Consider the following 16,884-nt stretch of genomic DNA (forward strand, 5'->3'; position numbering starts at 1 on the left):
GCCCCCACGGTGTGTTTGGATGCGCACATGGGCCGGGTGACGACGCGGGTGCCCCGTACGCGTTTCGACGTCGAACGGGACGCCAGCGTGACGCGGCCCGACACCGTCGCCGTCGAGGAGCCGCTCGAGATCCGGGTCGGCGAGACGGTCGTCACCACGACGATGCGCACCCCGGGTGACGACTTCGACCTCGTCCTGGGGCACCTGCTCACCGAGGGGATGATCGGCTCGGCCCGCGACGTCGGCACGATGATGCACTGCACCGACGTCGGGCCCGACGGGTCACCGACGTTCAACGTCGTCGAGGCCGCCCTCTCCCCCGGCTCGGTCCTGCTGCGGCCGGCCCGCGAGCGCACCGAGGCCATGACGAGCGCCTGCGGAGTCTGTGGCTCCGCCTCCGTCGACGCGGTCCGCACGGCGAGCCGCTTCGACGTCGCGAGCGACCCGGGGGCGGTGAGCCCCACGGTCCTCGTCGGCCTCCCCGACGCGTTGCGGGGGCGGCAGGCCGCCTTCGACCGCACGGGGGGCATGCACGCGGCCGGGGTGGCCGCGGCGGACGGGTCGCTCCTCGTCGTCCGCGAGGACGTGGGCCGGCACAACGCCGTCGACAAGGCGGTCGGGGCGCTGGCGCGCGACCGGGAGGTGCCGTTCGCCGGCGCGGTCCTCGTCGTCACGTCCCGGGCCAGCTTCGAGATCGTCCAGAAGGCCGCGGTCGCCGGGCTCCCCGTCGTCGTCGCCGTGGGGGCCCCGACCTCGCTCGCGGTCGACCTCGCCCGCGAGGTGGGCATCACCCTGGTGGCCTTCACCCGGCCCCCGCAGTTCTCCGTCTACACCCGCCCCGACCGGGTCGTCACCGGCGCCGACGAGGGGCGTACCGCCCAGTAGTGCGGACCTGATTGTGACGGAGGCCGCGTAGGGGTGAAAGATGGGTGGACCGGCCCCTGACCGGGGTGCGGTTCGCGACCGGTGAAAGGACGAGCGCGTGGCTCTCCACGAAGACGTCGGACCCATCCTCAACGGCATCCCGACGCACCTGCCGGACATCGACCCGGACGAGACCCAGGAGTGGCTCGACAGCCTCGACGCCGTCATCGACGGCCCGGGCCGGATGCGGGCGCGCTACCTCATGCTGCGCCTCCTCGAGCGCGCCCGGGCGATGCAGGTCGGCGTCCCGTCCCTGACGACCACCGACTACGTCAACACGATCAGCCCCGAGCAGGAGCCCTGGTTCCCCGGCGACGAGGACGTCGAGCGCCGCTTCCGGGCCTACCTGCGCTGGAACGCCGCGATGGTCGTCCACCGCGCCCAGCGCCCCGGCATCGGCGTCGGCGGGCACATCTCGACGTATGCGTCGGCCGCGACGCTCTACGAGGTGGGCATGAACCACTTCTTCCGCGGCAAGGACCACCCCGGCGGCGGCGACCACATCTTCTTCCAGGGCCACGCCTCCCCCGGCATGTACGCCCGCGCCTACCTCGAGGGCCGGATCAGCGAGGACCGGCTCGACGGCTTCCGCCAGGAGCACAGCCACATCGTCGACGGCGAGCCCCTCGCGCTGCCCAGCTACCCGCACCCCCGGCTCATGCCGGACTTCTGGGAGTTCCCCACGGTGTCCATGGGCATCGGCCCGATGAACGCGATCTACCAGGCGCAGTTCGACAAGTACCTGCACAACCGCGGCATCAAGGACACCTCCGAGCAGCAGACCTGGGCCTTCCTCGGCGACGGCGAGATGGACGAGCCGGAGTCCCGCGGCCTGCTGCAGCTGGCCGCGCAGGAGGAGCTCGACAACCTCACCTTCGTCGTCAACTGCAACCTCCAGCGCCTCGACGGCCCGGTCCGCGGCAACGGCAAGATCATCCAGGAGCTCGAGGCGTTCTTCCGCGGTGCCGGCTGGAACGTCATCAAGGTCGTGTGGGGCCGGGGCTGGGACCCGCTGCTCGCCGCCGACGGCGACGGCGCCCTCGTCCACCTCATGAACTCCACCTCGGACGGTGACTACCAGACCTACCGCGCCAACGACGGCGCCCACGTCCGCGAGCACTTCTTCAACCGCGACCCGCGCACGCGCCGCCTCATCGAGGGCTGGTCCGACGACGACATCTGGTGGAAGCTCAAGCGCGGCGGGCACGACTACCGCAAGGTCTACGCGGCCTACAAGGCAGCGACGAGCCACACCGGCCAGCCGACCGTCATCCTCGCGAAGACGATCAAGGGCTACGGCCTCGGGCAGAGCTTCGCCGGGCGCAACGCGACCCACCAGATGAAGAAGTTCACCCTCGAGGACCTCAAGAGCTTCCGCGACAGCCTGAACCTGCCGATCAGCGACGACCAGCTCGAGAACGACCCGTACAACGCGCCGTACTACCACCCGGGCGCCGACGACGAGGTCATCCAGTACGCGATGGAGCGGCGCAGCAAGCTCGGCGGCGCGCTGCCGGAGCGCCGGTCCCGGCACATCCCGATCCACCTGCCCGACGACTCGGCGTACGCGCAGGTCAAGAAGGGCTCGGGGAAGCAGGAGGTCGCCACGACGATGGCGTTCGTCCGGCTCCTCAAGGACCTCATGCGGGACAAGGAGTTCGGCAGCCGGATCGTCCCGATCATCCCCGACGAGGCGCGCACCTTCGGGATGGACTCGTTCTTCTCGACGATCAAGATCTACAACCCGCACGGGCAGCGGTACACCCCGGTGGACGCCGACCTCATGCTCGCCTACCGCGAGGCCAAGGACGGGCAGATCCTGCACCTCGGCATCAACGAGGCGGGCTCGGTGGCGGCCTTCACGGCCGCGGCCACGTCGTACGCCACGCACGGCGAGCCGATGATCCCGATCTACATCTTCTACTCGATGTTCGGGTTCCAGCGCACCGGCGACTCCATCTGGGCGGCCGCCGACCAAATGAGCCGCGGCTTCCTCATCGGGGCCACCGCCGGCCGGACGACGCTCACCGGCGAGGGACTGCAGCACGCCGACGGGCACTCGCCGCTGCTGGCATCGACGAACCCGGCGGTCGTCCACTACGACCCGGCGTTCGCGTACGAGCTCGCGCACATCGTCCAGGACGGCCTGCACCGGATGTACGGCACCGACGACACGTTGAGCGACGACGAGCGCAACCGCATCTACTACCTCACCGTCTACAACGAGCCGATGCGCCAGCCGGCCGAGCCGGAGGGCGTCGACCGCGAGGGCATCCTCAAGGGGATGTACCTCTTCGCCGAGGGCTCCACCGAGGGCCTGCCCGAGGACGCCCCCCGGGTGCAGCTGCTCGCGTCCGGGGTCGCGATGCCGTGGGCCCTGGAGGCCCAGGAGCTGCTGCGCAACGACTGGCACGTGGCCGCCGACGTGTGGTCCGTGACGTCGTGGAACGAGCTGCGCCGGGACGGCCTGGCGGCCGACGAGGCCGCGTTCCTCCACCCCGAGCAGGAGGCGCCCACCCCGTGGGTCACCGCCAAGCTCGCCGGGCGTCCGGGCCCGGTCATCGCCGTCTCCGACTACATGCGGGCGGTGCAGGACCAGATCGCGCAGTGGGTCCCGGGCGACTTCGCCTCGCTCGGCGCCGACGGGTTCGGCTTCTCCGACACCCGCCCGGCCGCGCGGCGCTTCTTCCACATCGACGGCCCGTCGATGGCGGTGCGCGCCCTCCAGGTGCTCGCGGACCGCGGCGAGGTCGAGCGGTCGGCCCCGGACGAGGCGGCGGCGCGCTACCGGCTGCACGACGTGACGGCCGGCGACTCCGGCAGCACCGAGGGCGGCTCGGAGTGATCGCTGCGTTCAGCATCGCCCCGGCCGCCCCCGACGACACCGGCTCGTACGCGGCCGCCGTCGCCGAGGCCGTCGGCATCGTCCGCGCGTCCGGCCTGCCCCACGAGACGAACGCGATGTTCACGAACCTCGAGGGCGAGTGGGACGAGGTGTTCGGCGTGCTCAGGCAGTGCGTCGACGCGATGACGGCCCGCCACCCGCGGGTCTCCCTCGTCGTCAAGTGCGACATCCGGCCCGGGCACACCGGGATGCTGGAGTCGAAGGTGGCCCGCATCGACGAGGTCCTGGGCGGCGCCTGACCACCGCCTCGACGAGCGCGACGAGGGGCCCCGGACGCATCGCGTCCGGGGCCCTTCGGGGTGCCGGGCCGGTCAGGCCACGTCGAACCGGTCGTTGTTCATGACCTGGTCCCAGGCCGTGACGAAGTCGGCGACGAAGCGCGCCTCCCCGTCGGCGCTCCCGTAGACCTCCGAGATGGCGCGCAGCTGGGAGTGCGAGCCGAACACGAGGTCGACGGCGGTGGCGCTCCACCGGCCGTCCTCGCTCTCGTAGACGTTCTCGGTGGACGGCGAGGTCCTCCACGTCGTGCCGGGCTGCAGCAGCGTCGCGAAGAAGTCGTTCGTCAGCTGCCCGGGCCGCTCGGTGAGGACGCCGAGAGCGCTGCCGCCGTGGTTGACCCCGATGGCGCGCAGGCCGCCGACGAGGGCGGTCATCTGCGGCGCCGTGAGGCCGAGGAGGTAGGCCCGGTCGAGCAGCAGCTTCTCGGGTGCCAGCTTCTCGCCGGCCCGCAGGTAGTTGCGGAACCCGTCGGCCCGCGGCTCCATGACCACGAAGGACTCGACGTCGGTCTGCTCCTGGGTGGCGTCGGTGCGCCCCGGGGTGAACGGGACGGTGACGTCGTCCCCGGCGTCGCGCGCCGCCTTCTCCACACCGGCGCAGCCGCCGAGCACGATGAGGTCGGCGAGCGAGACGGTGCGGCCGCCCTCGGCGTCGAAGTCCGCCTTGACCCGCTCCAGCGTCTCGAGGACGCCCGCGAGCTGCTCGGGCTCGTTGACCTCCCAGCCGCGCTGGGGCTCGAGCCGGATGCGGGCACCGTTGGCCCCGCCGCGCATGTCGGTCTGACGGAAGCTGGCGGCCGACGCCCAGGCGGTTCCGACGAGCTGCTGGACGGTGAGCCCGGAGGCGAGCAGCGCCTCCTTGAGCCGTGCGACGTCCTCGTCGGTGACGAGCTCGCCCTCGACCGGCGGCACGGGGTCCTGCCACAGCTGGGCCTCGGGGACCCACGGGCCGAGGTAGCGCGTCACCGGTCCCATGTCGCGGTGCAGCAGCTTGTACCAGGCCTTGGCGAAGGCGAGCCGGAACTCCTCGGGGTTCTCGTGGAAGCGCCGCGAGATCTTCTCGTACGCCGGGTCGACCCGCAGTGCGAGGTCGGTGGTGAGCATCGTCGGCGGGCGGCTCAGCGAGCCGTCCTCGGGGTCGGGCACGGTGTTCGCGCCGGCACCGTCCTTCGGCTGCCACTGGTGCGCACCGGCGGGGCTCTTGGTCAGCTCCCACTCGAAGCCGAAGAGGTTGTCGAAGAACTCGTTGTTCCACCGGGTCGGCGACTGGGTCCAGGTCACCTCGAGACCGCTCGTGATGGCGTCGCGGCCCTTGCCGCTGCCGTACTCGCTCTTCCAGCCCAGGCCCATCGCGTGCACGGGGCAGCCCTCGGGCTCGGTGCCGACGAGGTCGGGGTCCCCGGCGCCGTGGGTCTTGCCGAAGGAGTGCCCGCCGGCGATGAGCGCCACGGTCTCCTCGTCGTTCATCGCCATCCGGCGGAAGGTCTCACGGATGTCGCGGGCGGCCTTCAGCGGGTCGGGCTCGCCGTTGGGGCCCTCGGGGTTGACGTAGATCAGGCCCATCTGGACCGCGCCGAGGGACTCGCCGAGCTCGCGCTCACCGCTGTAGCGCTCGTCGCCGAGCCAGGTGTCCTCGGGGCCCCAGAAGACCTCCTCGGGCTCCCACACGTCCGCGCGGCCGAAGCCGAAGCCGAACGTTTCGAACCCCATGTCCTCGAGCGCGACGTTGCCGGCGAGGACGAGGAGGTCGGCCCAGGAGATCTGCTGGCCGTACTTCTGCTTGACCGGCCACAGGAGGCGGCGGGCCTTGTCGAGGTTCGCGTTGTCCGGCCAGGAGTTGAGGGGGGCGAAGCGCTGCTGGCCGGAGCCGCCGCCGCCGCGACCGTCCTCGATCCGGTACGTGCCGGCGGAGTGCCAGCTCATCCGGATGAAGAGCGGGCCGTAGTGGCCGAAGTCGGCCGGCCACCAGTCCTGCGAGGTGCGCATGACCTGCACGATGTCGGCCTTGAGCGCCTCGACGTCGAGCCCGGCGAAGGCCTGGGCGTAGTCGAAGGAGCCGCCGAGGGGGTTCGACTTCTCGCTGTTGGCGTGCAGGACCTTGAGGTCGATCTGGTCGGGCCACCAGTCCTGGTTCGTCCGGGGCCGGTGGGCCTTGGGCGTCGGGGCGTCGATCGCCGGGTTCTCGCTCTCGCTGCCCTCTGCGGTCACGCCGCTCTGCTGGTCTGTCACGAGGTCCATCTCCTGTTTCGGTGAGGGGTGGTGCGGTCGGTGGATGGTGGTCAGTGCTGGGCGGCGCAGGCGGGGCACAGGCCGCGGTAGACGACCTCCGCCTCGTCGATGACGAAGCCCTGGTCGTCCGCGGCGGTGAGGCAGGGCGCCTCTCCGACGGCGCAGTCCACGTCGGCGATCGTGCCGCACGACCGGCACACGACGTGGTGGTGGTTGTCGCCGACCCGCGCCTCGTAGCGCGCGGTGGCACCCGGCGGCTGGATGCGACGGACGAGCCCGGAGCCGGTCAACGCCCGCAGCACGTCGTAGACGGCCTGGTGCGACACCGTGCCGAGGTCGTCGCGCACGGCCCGGGTGATGGCGTCGGTGTCGGCGTGCGGGTGCTCGTGCACGGCCGCCAGGACCGCGCGCCGCGGGCGGGTCACCCGCAGCGAGGCGTCCCGCAGCAGATGGTCGTACTCGCGGGTGGCCGGCATGCGGCCAGCATGGCGAGTTTTCTGGAACGAGTCAAGAAACGGCGCGCCGGGTCACGGCACCGTGTAGGCGATGTGCAGCAGCGGCGCCCCGGCCGGCAGCCCGTCGTAGGCCTCCGCCGTCCGCCGCCCACTGCCGGTGACGAGCACGAGCACGGCGTTGCCGCTGGCCCAGTCCGGCCTGGACACCACCTGCTGCAGGGCCGAGGCCAGGTCGGGGGTGCGCTGGTCGGCGCCCGCCGCGCCCACCGACGTCCACGGGGCCGGCGACCAGGCGACCGGAGCGGTCGACGTTGACAGCCGGTTCGACAGGTTCAGCGCGTTGCCGGTGATGGCCGGCGCGTCCCCGCTCAGCTGGACTCGCACCTCCAGCGCGGCCGGGTCGGTGGTGACCTCGTCGGTCGTGAACTGCACCCAGGCGCTCGTGACGGTGGCGCCCTGCGGCACGGTGACGCCCGTGAAGCGCGTCCCGACCACCTGCGGTGCGGTGTCGGTGACGAGCTCGAGGTCGGTGCTCGAGCGCGACACCTTGCCCGTGTCGCGCTCCTCGCCGTCGTCGGCACTGGTGGCGACGCGGACGTCGAGGATCGTCGTGCCGGGGGCCAGGACCGCGACGGAGACGTCGTCCGAGGCGGACGCACCGGCGCCGTCGGTGGCGGTCAGCCGCAGCACGTAGCTGCCGGCGGCCGTGAAACGCGCCGTCGTGTCGGTCGCGCCCGGGTCGTCGAAGACCACGCCGGCCGGGCCGCTGACCCGGCTCCACGCGACGGACAGCGGGGCCGGACCCTCGTCGCTCACGGTGCCGTCGAGAACCGCGCCGGCTCCCACCGAGGTCGTGACGTCCGGCCCGGCCGAGACCGTGGGCGGCTGGTTGCCGACCTCGACGACCGTGCCGGTGCCGAGGTCCTTGAGCGGCCCCCGCTTGTTGCCCGTGAAGTCGTTGTCGGACCCGACGACGGTCCCGTGGCACAGCGAGCTGACGATGTTCAGCCCGTAGGACTGGGTCTTGGTCGGCTGGGTGTCGGTGGCCCGGTTCGCCCGGACCACAGTGGCGTCGCACGACCGGCTGTCGTAGGACGTCACCCGGATGCCGTCACGGCTGGAGGCGACGTCCGAGCTGTTGGTCACCGTGTTGCCGAGGATCTGGTTGCGGTTCGAGCTGTTGACGAAGATGCCGTCCCGGCCCGACTCGTCGATGACGTTGTTCCGGATGATGTTGTCGTCCGACGGCTTGTTCGGCTGGGTGGCGACCGACGAGGACTTCCCGATCCGGATGCCGTAGTTGCCGACGTTCGAGATGCGACACCCCTCGATGAGGTTGCGGCTCGACGCGAGCAGCTCGATCCCGTCGCCGGGGGTGTCGTGGATCCAGCAGTCGCGGATGACGTTGTCGTCGGCGTGCGAGATCGAGCCGGACCCCTTGCCGTCGAAGATGATGCCGCGAGCGCGTGACCCCGAGACCTCCACCCGCTCGATGAGGACGTGGTCGCCGCCGTCGAAGTCGATCGCGTCGCTCGTCGACCGGAGCGGACCGCCGGCGTGGACGGTGAGGTCCCGGATGGTGATGTTGTCGCTGGCCGTCATGTCGAAGGGCTCGGTGTCGGTGGCCGCGCTGGCATCGTTGCGAATGACGGTGGCGCCCATCCCGGCCCCCTCGAAGACGACCCGGTCGAGGTCGTAGAACTCCCACCACGTCGAGCCCAGGTCGTAGGTTCCCGCCTGGAACCGGACCACGCCCCCACCTTCGGCGGTCAGCCGGTCGGCCGCGGTCTCCACGACCGCCTTCAGGGTGCCGGTGACGACCGGTCCGCTCGCGGGCGTTGCGGTGTAGGTCGACGTCGTCCCGACCCGCTCGACCAGATACGGGGAGGCGGCGCTGTCGGCCCAGGCGGGCGTCGTCCCGACCCCTGCCAGCGCGACGGCTCCCGCCGCGAGCATCGCCCAGCCGACCCGCCGGCACCTCTCGACCATGACGACACCCCTGCCGTACAAGCGTCGGGCCCACGCGGCCCGACGCGACGGACGGGACGCTACTCGCGGGACCCCGGCCTGCCCATGACCCGACCGGGCCATCTCGGACCCGGGCCGGCGCCGCGACCCTGACGACTCGATTGGTGAATATGCAGGGTGCTGCATATAGTTGCATCCGTGTCCAAGGTCCTCACCTCCCTGCCGGTCGGCCAGCGTGTCGGCATCGCCTTCTCCGGAGGTCTCGACACCTCCGTCGCCGTCGCGTGGATGCGCGAGAAGGGCGCGGTGCCCTGCACGTACACCGCTGACCTCGGCCAGTACGACGAGCCCGAGATCCACACCGTGCCCGACCGCGCCGGCCAGTACGGCGCCGAGATCGCGCGGCTCGTCGACTGCCGCAGCGCGCTCGTCGAGGAGGGCCTGTCGGCCATCGCGTGCGGGGCGTTCCACGTCCGCAGCGGCGGCCGGACGTACTTCAACACCACCCCCCTAGGCCGGGCGGTCACCGGCACCCTCCTCGTCCGGGCCATGCACGCCGACGACGTCGAGATCTGGGGGGACGGCTCGACCTTCAAGGGCAACGACATCGAGCGCTTCTACCGGTACGGCCTGCTCGCCAACCCCTCGCTGCGGATCTACAAGCCCTGGCTCGACGCGGAGTTCGTCGCCGAGCTCGGCGGCCGGCACGAGATGAGCGCCTGGCTCACCGAGCGGAAGCTGCCCTACCGCCAGAGCCAGGAGAAGGCGTACTCGACCGACGCCAACATCTGGGGCGCCACCCACGAGGCGAAGACGCTCGAGCACCTCGACGAGTCGCTCGAGATCGTCGAGCCGATCATGGGGGTCAAGTTCTGGGACCCCGCGGTCGCCATCGAGCCCGAGGACGTCACCATCACCTTCGCCCAGGGGCGTCCCGTCGCCGTCAACGGGCGCGACCTCGACCCGGTCGCCCTCGTCGACGAGGCCAACCGGATCGGCGGCAGGCACGGGCTCGGCATGTCGGACCAGATCGAGAACCGCATCATCGAGGCGAAGTCCCGCGGCATCTACGAGGCGCCCGGGATGTCGCTGCTCCACATCGCGTACGAGCGGCTCCTCAACGCCGTCCACAACGAGGACACCATCGCGAACTACCACAACGAGGGGCGCCGCCTCGGCCGGCTTCTCTACGAGGGTCGCTGGCTGGACCCGCAGAGCCTCATGCTCCGCGAGGCCATCCAGCGGTGGATCGCCTCGGTCGTCACGGGCCAGGTGACCCTGCGGCTGCGCCGCGGCGAGGACTACTCGATCCTCGACACCCGCGGCGAGAACTTCAGCTACCACCCGGACAAGCTCTCGATGGAGCGGGTCGAGAACGCCGCCTTCGGGCCCGCCGACCGGATCGGCCAGCTGACAATGCGCAACCTCGACATCGCCGACAGCCGCGAGAAGCTCGAGATCTACGCCGGCCAGCCGGTCGACCAGGGCCAGCTCCTCGTCGAGAACGGGACCCTCTTCGGGGCCCTGCCCTCCGGCGGCTACGACCGGATCACCGACAACCCGACGGTGGAGGGCCACGAGGAAGACCTGCTCGACCGCGCCGCGATGGAGTCGGGCACCGACTGACCCCTCGCTTGTCCGGGCCGCACAAATAGACTGGTCCCCGTGCCGACCGCCTCGACGCGCCCCTCGGCCGCCACCCAGGCCGCCGTCGCCCGGGCCGGCGGCGATCTCGGCGCGGCCGCCGTCCGCGAGATGGAGACCCACCTCGCCTGGTTCCGAGGCCTGTCGGCAGAGGACCGGTCGTGGGTCGGCCTCGTCGCGCAGGCGGGCATCACGAGCTTCCTCGAGTGGTTCGGCGGCGACCAGGACCGTCCGGCGGTCATCGCGGACGTCTTCGGCACCGCGCCACGCGAGCTCACCCGGTCGATCAGCCTCGCCCAGACGCTCGACCTCATCCGCACCGTCATCGGGGTCGTGGAGCGCGACATCGCGGGGCTCGCCGTCCCGGGCGAGGAGGACAGCGCCCGCGCGGCCGTGCTGCGCTACAGCCGCGAGGTGGCCTTCGCCGCCGCCGAGGTGTACGCGGAGGCGGCCGAGGCGCGCGGCGCGTGGGACGCCCGGCTCGAGTCGCTCGTCGTCGACGCCGTCATCCGCGGCGAGGCCGACGACTCGATGCAGTCCCGGGCCGCCGCCCTCGGCTGGGGCGCGGTCACGGCGGTCGCCGTCGTCGTCGGCTCCACCCCGCAGGGCGCGACCGGGCACGTCATGGGCGAGCTGCACCGCACCGCGCGCCGGGTGGGGTCCGAGCTGCTCGTCGCCATCCACGGGCCACGCGTGGTGTGCATCGGCGGCAGCGTCGCCGACCCGATGGCCCTCGCGACCGCACTCGACCCGCATCTCGGCGAGGGCCCGCTCGTCGTCGGCCCCACCGTGCCCCACCTCTTCGCGGCCGGCCGCAGCGCCCGCGCCGCCATCTCCGGGCACCAGGCCGCGCCGGCATGGCCCGCCGTCCCCCGCCCCGTCGCGTCCGACGACCTGCTCGCCGAGCGCGCCCTCATCGGCGACGGCCCGGCCCGCAACGCCCTCAGCGCCCGGATCGTCCGCCCGCTCGCGGAGGCCAGCGGGGGGTCCCTCCTCGAGACGGCCGCGGCCTGGCTCGACGGCGGACTCGGCGTCGAGGGCACCGCGCGGGCCCTCATCGTGCACCCCAACACTGTGCGCTACCGGCTGGCCGGCATCGAGAAGGCGACCGGCTACGACCTCACCGACCCGCACGACGCGCAGACGGTCCGCATCGCCCTGGCCATGCACCGGCTCGGCCCCGTGATCCGCGCCACGTCCCGGTGACCCCGTGAGCGCGATTTGTGGGGTTCCTCCAACTCGGGCCGCCGAGGTTCGTCCCCGCTCGCGACGAGCGGACCCCGTCCCGGACGTCAGGCTTGGACCGTGATCGTCATCGTCTGCCCCGGCCAGGGGTCCCAGACCCCCGGCTTCCTCGCCCCGTGGCTCGAGCTGCCTGGTGCCCGTGGGCACCTCACGGCGCTCTCGGACGCCGCCGAGGTCGACCTCGTCACGCACGGCACCGCGTCGGACGAGGCCACCATCAAGGACACCGCCGTGGCGCAGCCGCTGCTCGTGGGCGCCGGCCTCCTCGCGCTCCGGGCGCTCGGGGGCACCGGCGGCGTCGGCGCGCTGTCAGGGCACTCGGTCGGCGAGATCACCGCGGCGGCCGGCGCCGGGGTGCTCGGCGAGGCCGACGCGATGCGCTTCGTCGCGCTGCGCGGGCGCGGCATGGCCGCGGCCAGCGCGGAGACGCCCACCGGGATGAGCGCGGTCCTGGGCGGCGACGCCGCCGACGTCCTCGCGACGATCGAGGCCCGCGGCCTCACCCCGGCCAACGTCAACGGCGCCGGCCAGGTCGTCGCCGCCGGAGCCCTCGACCGGCTGGCCGACCTCGCCGAGCAGCCGCCCGCCCGGACCCGGGTCATCCCGCTCAAGGTGGCGGGCGCCTTCCACACCTCCTTCATGCAGCCTGCCGTCGACGCCCTGGCCGACGCCGCAGCGGGCCTCTCCCCCGCCGACGCGGCGACCCCCCTGGTGTCGAACCGCGACGGCGAGGTCGTCACCGCCGGCCGCGAGGTCCTCGACCGGCTCGTCGCCCAGGTGTCCAACCCGGTGCGGTGGGACCTGTGCATGGACCGCTTCGCCGCGCTCGGCGTCACCGCCGTCATCGAGCTCCCGCCCGCCGGCACCCTCGTGGGGCTCGCCAAGCGGGCCCTCAAGGACGTCGAGCTGCTCGCCGTCAAGACCCCGGACGACCTCGAGGCCGCCCGGACCCTCATTCAGGAGCACTCCGCATGACCGTCACCCCCAAGGGCTTCCCGGGCGGCCTCACGGCACGCCCGGTCACACATTCACGGATCGCGGGGATCGGCGGCTACCGGCCGCGCCGGGTCGTCCCGAACAGCGAGCTCGTCGAGCGCATCGACTCCAGCGACGAGTGGATCCGCGAGCGCAGCGGCATCATCGAGCGCCGGTTCGCCGGTGAGGGCGAGTCGGTCATCGACATGTCCGTCTTCGCGTCCACGCCCGCCCTCGAGATGGCCGGCGTCGCGCCGGAGGACATCGACACCGTCCTCGTCGCCACCGTCAGCTGGCCCTACCAGACCCCGGCCGCGGCGCCGATGCTCGCCGAGCGGCTCGGCACGAAGGCCGCGGCGTTCGACATCTCGGCGGCCTGCGCCGGGTACTGCCACGGCATCGCGCTCGCGTCCGACCTGGTCCGCACCGGCACCGCCCGCAACGTCCTCGTCGTCGGGGTCGAGCGGCTCTCCGACTTCACCTCGCGCGACGACCGAGGCACGGCGTTCATCTTCGCCGACGGTGCGGGCGCCGCCGTCGTCACCCAGTCCGACACCGTCGGCATCGCCCCCACCGTCTGGGGCTCCGACGGCGCGCAGTGGGAGGCCATCTCCCAGACCGAGTCGTGGATCGACGTCTACGAGAAGAAGCTCGAGTGGCCGCACATCGGGATGGCCGGCCAGTCGGTCTTCCGGTGGGCGGTGTGGGGCATGGCCCCCGTCGCCCAGCAGGCGCTCGAGGCGGCCGGCGTCACCGTCGACCAGCTCGACGCGTTCATCCCGCACCAGGCGAACGTCCGGATCATCGACGCGATGGCCAAGCAGCTCAAGCTGCCCGCCGACATCGCGATCGCCCGCGACATCGCGTACACCGGCAACACCTCGGCGGCCTCCGTTCCGCTCGCCATGGAGCGCATGGTGCGCGAGGGTGAGGTCCCGAGCGGCGGCCTGGCCCTGCAGATCGGCTTCGGGGCGGGCCTGTCGTTCGCCGCGCAGGTCGTCGTCATCCCGTAACCGACTCCCGTGGGCCCACGGGTCACCCGGGCCGAAGCACCACGTCACCCACCCGAAGGAGAACGCAATGGCAGACCAGCAGGAGATCCTCAGCGGCCTCGCCGAGATCGTCAACGAGGAGACCGGGCTCGACCCGGCCGACGTCCAGATGGACAAGTCGTTCACCGACGACCTCGACATCGACTCGCTCTCGATGATGACGATCGTCGTCAACGCCGAGGAGAAGTTCGGCGTCCGCATCCCCGACGACGAGGTCAAGAACCTCACGACGGTCGGCGACGCGGTCACGTTCATCCAGAGCAACCAGGGCTGACCACGGCCCCCGCTTTCCCGACTTTTCATGCTCCGGTCCGCCGACACGCCGCCCCCACGGCGGGTGTCGCGGCTGGCAGCATGAAAAGTCGGGAAGGCAGCCCCGCGGGAGCTTCCCGCATCGACCCCACAAGGAGCAGCTGACACCATGAGCGAGCGTCGCGTCGTCGTCACCGGACTCGGTGCCACCACGCCCCTGGGCGGCACCATCGCCGAGACCTGGGAGGCCATCCTCGCGGGCAAGTCCGGGGCCAAGCCCCTGCCCCAGGACATGCTCGACCGGTACGAGCTGCCCGTGCACTTCGCGTGCACGATCGCCCAGGACCCGCTCGAGGTCCTCAGCAAGGTGCAGGTGCGCCGGATGGACCCCAGCGCCCAGTACGCCGTCATCGCCTCCCTCGCGGCCATGGAGGACGCGGGCTCGCCCGAGCTCGACCCCGACCGCCTCGGCGTCGCGATCGGCACCGGCATCGGCGGGGTGTGGACCCTCCTGGACCAGTGGGACAACCTCCGCGACAAGGGCGTGCGCCGGGTCTTCCCGCTCGCCGTCCCGATGCTCATGCCCAACACCTCGGCCGGCAACGTCTCGCTGCTCCTCGGGGCCCGGGCCGGTGCGCACACCACCGTGTCCGCGTGCGCCTCGGGCGCGGAGTCGATGGGCACCGCCTACGACATGATCCGCGGCGGTCGCGCCGACGTCGTCGTCGCCGGTGGCACCGAGTGCGCCACCCACCCGATCTGCTTCGCGGGGTTCTCCCAGATGCAGGCGCTCTCGACCCGCAACGACGACCCCGCCGGCGCCTCGCGCCCCTACGACACCGGCCGCGACGGCTTCGTCATGGGTGAGGGCGCGGCGGTGATGGTCCTCGAGGAGTACGAGCACGCGAAGGCCCGCGGCGCCCGCATCTACGCGGAGTTCGCCTCGATCGGGATGTCCGCCGACGCCCACCACATCACCGCCCCGGAGCCCGAGGGCGCCGGCGCGAGCCGGGCGATGCGCGAGGCCGTCGAGCGCGCCGGACTGCAGGACTCCGACATCGTCCACATCAACGCCCACGCGACGTCGACGCCGGTCGGCGACGTCGCGGAGGCGAACGCGATCCGCCGGGCGTTCGGCGCGGCCGCCGACGGCATGCCGGTGAGCGCGACGAAGTCGATGACCGGCCACCTCCTCGGTGCCGCGGGCGCTCTCGAGGGCCTGCTCACCGTCCTCGCGGTGCACCACCGCACCGCCCCGGCGGCGATCAACATCGACGACTTCGACAGCGCGATCGACCTCGACGTCATCCGCGGCGAGCACCGCACGCTGCCCGACGGCGACATCGCGGCGCTCAACAACTCGTTCGGGTTCGGCGGCCACAACGTCGCGCTCGTCATCAAGAGCGTCTGAGCGCAGGCCCCGAACCGTCCCGGCGGCGGACCTCGGTCGGTACCCTTCGGCCGTGAGCGGGGAACCGTCGCCGGACGGCGACCATCGGGCCGTGGCGTCCTACGTCAGCTCGGAGGACGTCATCGCCCGCGGGTGCGCCGTCCTCGTCGACGACATCGAGCGCTCGTCCGGGTACTGGCGGCCGTTCGTGGTCCGCCACGCCGCCGTCGCCGGCCTGCTCGTGCTCGTCCCTGTCGCGCTCCACGTGGCCGGCCTGGCCTCCCGCCTGGGGGTCCTGCGCGGGGTGTCACTGCTGCTGGCGGTGTTCGCCGGCCTCACGGCGTTGGACCTGTGGCGGTCCAGGCGGGCACTGAGGCGGATGGTGCGGGCAACCGTCGAGCACGGCTGCCCCGTCGGGACACGGGTGTCCGCGGTCTACACACCCGACCGGATCGTCTTCGCGCTGCCGACGCACGAGATCGTCATCGACCCCGCCACCATCACCCGTGCCCGCTTCGTCCGCCGCGTGCTGCTCCTGGACCAGGAGGACGCCGAGCGGGCGTGGGCCGTCCCCGTCGAGCTCGTGGGCCAGGACGGCCTACGGATCCTGCGCGACACCTTGGGTGCGCGTTTCGTCGAGCGCTGAGCGGGCTCGAGGTGGGCTCAGCCGACCTTGTGGAGCCAACGGACCGCGGCGCCCTCCCCGGCGTACCGGAAGGGCTCGAGCTCCTCGTCCCACTCGAGCCCGAGCAGCTCCTCGAGCATCTCGTGCATCGCCTCGGGACTGCCCTGGCTCAGCATCACCACCTCGCGCAGGCGGTCCTCGTTGACGACGGCGTCGCCGTTGGCCGAGGTCCACGTGTGGTGGATGCCGAGCCGCGGGGTGTGCGACCAGCGGGAGCCGTCGCAGCCGGGGCTGGGCTCCTCGGTGACCTCGTAGCGCAGGTGGTCCCAGCCGCGCAGCGACGACGCGAGGCGCGCACCGGTGCCGGGCTCGCCCGCCCAGCTGAGCTCGGTGCGGACGAGGCCCGGGGAGGCGGGCTGCTCGGTCCAGTGCACGCTGATGCGGGCGCCGAGGACTCCCTCGATCGCCCAGACCACATGCGGGCAGAGCGCCTTGGGCGTGGAGTGGACGTAGACCACTCCACGCGTGGCGGTGCGCGGCATCGCAACAGACATCCTGCTCTCCTTCACGTGCGGTGGACGTCTTCCCCAACGCCGTCGCATGTGGTGAGGCAGGTGGTGCTGCCGGTGGTTCAGCTGTGCGGGCACGCGGGCGTGCCGTTGTCGTGTCACATTGTGCACCACGAGGCGCACCCGCACCACAGATCGCACCGGATCCCCCGTCCCGGGCGCGCCGCGGCCCGGCGATAGGCTCGCCGGGCCGCGGCGCAGCCGGCCGCGGGCGGGGCGTTAGCTCAGTCGGTCAGAGCAGCGGACTCATAATCCGTCGGTCGTCGGTTCAAGCCCGACACGCCCCACCGGACACCTGTATGACTTCGCCTGATGCTCGACGTTCGGGCTTCGGCTGATCCGCGACAGTGTTCCGGCTGAGGCTTGACAGGTA

General features: G+C 72.2%; 14 protein-coding genes and 1 tRNA gene. 11 read left to right on the plus strand and 4 right to left on the minus strand.

Features of this window, described 5'->3' with window-relative positions; genetic code table 11:
- The first annotated feature begins 27 nt into the window (after positions 1–27).
- From fdhD to Q0963_RS15515, 3 genes are all read left to right on the plus strand, one after another.
- Complete coding sequence (gene fdhD, locus Q0963_RS15505; protein WP_299447800.1) at positions 28–885, plus strand: formate dehydrogenase accessory sulfurtransferase FdhD; 858 nt, start codon at positions 28–30, stop codon at positions 883–885.
- Positions 886–982: 97 nt separating this feature from the next.
- Positions 983–3,769, plus strand: coding sequence for a pyruvate dehydrogenase (acetyl-transferring), homodimeric type (aceE, locus tag Q0963_RS15510; protein ID WP_299447802.1), 2,787 nt, complete (start codon positions 983–985; stop codon positions 3,767–3,769).
- Positions 3,766–4,068 carry a thiamine-binding protein gene (locus Q0963_RS15515; protein WP_299447804.1) on the plus strand — a complete coding sequence of 101 codons (303 nt, stop codon included), beginning with the start codon at positions 3,766–3,768 and terminating at the stop codon, positions 4,066–4,068. The genes aceE and Q0963_RS15515 overlap by 4 nt, the downstream gene beginning before the upstream one ends.
- A gap of 72 nt (positions 4,069–4,140) precedes the next feature.
- Here Q0963_RS15515 and katG read toward each other — a convergent pair whose 3' ends face one another.
- The 3 genes from katG to Q0963_RS15530 are packed head-to-tail and all read right to left on the minus strand — an operon-like array spanning position 4,141 to position 8,780.
- On the minus strand, positions 4,141–6,345 hold the full coding sequence (katG, locus tag Q0963_RS15520; protein WP_299447806.1) for a catalase/peroxidase HPI: 2,205 nt from the start codon (positions 6,343–6,345) through the stop codon (positions 4,141–4,143).
- A 41-nt stretch (positions 6,346–6,386) separates the two neighbouring features.
- Positions 6,387–6,812 (minus strand): Fur family transcriptional regulator, encoded by a 426-nt coding sequence (locus tag Q0963_RS15525; RefSeq protein ID WP_299447808.1) that lies wholly within the window; start codon positions 6,810–6,812, stop codon positions 6,387–6,389.
- 51 nt (positions 6,813–6,863) lie between these two features.
- On the minus strand, positions 6,864–8,780 hold the full coding sequence (locus Q0963_RS15530) for a right-handed parallel beta-helix repeat-containing protein (RefSeq protein WP_299447810.1): 1,917 nt from the start codon (positions 8,778–8,780) through the stop codon (positions 6,864–6,866).
- Between the two features lie 177 nt (positions 8,781–8,957).
- On the opposite strand from Q0963_RS15530, the gene argG reads away from it, so the two are divergent.
- The 7 genes from argG (at position 8,958) to Q0963_RS15565 (ending at position 15,963) form a co-directional block, all read left to right on the plus strand.
- Positions 8,958–10,385 (plus strand): argininosuccinate synthase, encoded by a 1,428-nt coding sequence (gene argG / locus Q0963_RS15535; protein WP_299447812.1) that lies wholly within the window; start codon positions 8,958–8,960, stop codon positions 10,383–10,385.
- 39 nt (positions 10,386–10,424) lie between these two features.
- Positions 10,425–11,609 (plus strand): CdaR family transcriptional regulator, encoded by a 1,185-nt coding sequence (locus Q0963_RS15540; RefSeq protein ID WP_299447814.1) that lies wholly within the window; start codon positions 10,425–10,427, stop codon positions 11,607–11,609.
- 99 nt (positions 11,610–11,708) lie between these two features.
- Positions 11,709–12,623 (plus strand): ACP S-malonyltransferase, encoded by a 915-nt coding sequence (locus Q0963_RS15545; protein ID WP_299447816.1) that lies wholly within the window; start codon positions 11,709–11,711, stop codon positions 12,621–12,623.
- Entirely contained in the window at positions 12,620–13,636 is a 1,017-nt protein-coding gene (locus tag Q0963_RS15550) for a beta-ketoacyl-ACP synthase III (RefSeq protein WP_299447818.1), read from the plus strand. The genes Q0963_RS15545 and Q0963_RS15550 overlap by 4 nt, the downstream gene beginning before the upstream one ends.
- A 67-nt stretch (positions 13,637–13,703) precedes the next feature.
- Positions 13,704–13,949, plus strand: a complete 246-nt coding sequence (locus Q0963_RS15555; RefSeq protein WP_299447820.1) for an acyl carrier protein — start codon at positions 13,704–13,706, stop codon at positions 13,947–13,949.
- A 147-nt stretch (positions 13,950–14,096) separates the two neighbouring features.
- On the plus strand, positions 14,097–15,338 hold the full coding sequence (fabF, locus tag Q0963_RS15560; RefSeq protein WP_299447821.1) for a beta-ketoacyl-ACP synthase II: 1,242 nt from the start codon (positions 14,097–14,099) through the stop codon (positions 15,336–15,338).
- A 52-nt stretch (positions 15,339–15,390) separates the two neighbouring features.
- Positions 15,391–15,963: a hypothetical protein gene (locus Q0963_RS15565; protein WP_299447824.1), complete on the plus strand. Its 573-nt coding sequence runs from the start codon at positions 15,391–15,393 to the stop codon at positions 15,961–15,963.
- Between the two features lie 17 nt (positions 15,964–15,980).
- Here Q0963_RS15565 and Q0963_RS15570 read toward each other — a convergent pair whose 3' ends face one another.
- Entirely contained in the window at positions 15,981–16,496 is a 516-nt protein-coding gene (locus Q0963_RS15570; RefSeq protein ID WP_299447826.1) for a DUF3145 domain-containing protein, read from the minus strand.
- A gap of 228 nt (positions 16,497–16,724) precedes the next feature.
- On the opposite strand from Q0963_RS15570, the gene Q0963_RS15575 reads away from it, so the two are divergent.
- Positions 16,725–16,798 (plus strand) — tRNA-Ile (locus Q0963_RS15575).
- Positions 16,799–16,884: the final 86 nt, after the last annotated feature.

Source organism: uncultured Phycicoccus sp. (assembly GCF_947495705.1).
Taxonomy (GTDB): Bacteria; Actinomycetota; Actinomycetes; order Actinomycetales; family Dermatophilaceae; genus Phycicoccus.

Excerpts from the sequence above, each read along its gene's own strand:
- fdhD (WP_299447800.1), top strand. The coding sequence starts at position 28 with ATGGGCCGGGTGACGACGCGGGTGCCCCGTACGCGTTTCGACGTCGAA.
- katG (WP_299447806.1), bottom strand. The coding sequence starts at position 6,345 with ATGGACCTCGTGACAGACCAGCAGAGCGGCGTGACCGCAGAGGGCAGC.
- Q0963_RS15525 (WP_299447808.1), bottom strand. The coding sequence starts at position 6,812 with ATGCCGGCCACCCGCGAGTACGACCATCTGCTGCGGGACGCCTCGCTG.
- Q0963_RS15530 (WP_299447810.1), bottom strand. The coding sequence starts at position 8,780 with ATGGTCGAGAGGTGCCGGCGGGTCGGCTGGGCGATGCTCGCGGCGGGA.
- Q0963_RS15550 (WP_299447818.1), top strand. The coding sequence starts at position 12,620 with ATGACCGTCACCCCCAAGGGCTTCCCGGGCGGCCTCACGGCACGCCCG.
- Q0963_RS15555 (WP_299447820.1), top strand. The coding sequence starts at position 13,704 with ATGGCAGACCAGCAGGAGATCCTCAGCGGCCTCGCCGAGATCGTCAAC.
- fabF (WP_299447821.1), top strand. The coding sequence starts at position 14,097 with ATGAGCGAGCGTCGCGTCGTCGTCACCGGACTCGGTGCCACCACGCCC.
- Q0963_RS15570 (WP_299447826.1), bottom strand. The coding sequence starts at position 16,496 with ATGTCTGTTGCGATGCCGCGCACCGCCACGCGTGGAGTGGTCTACGTC.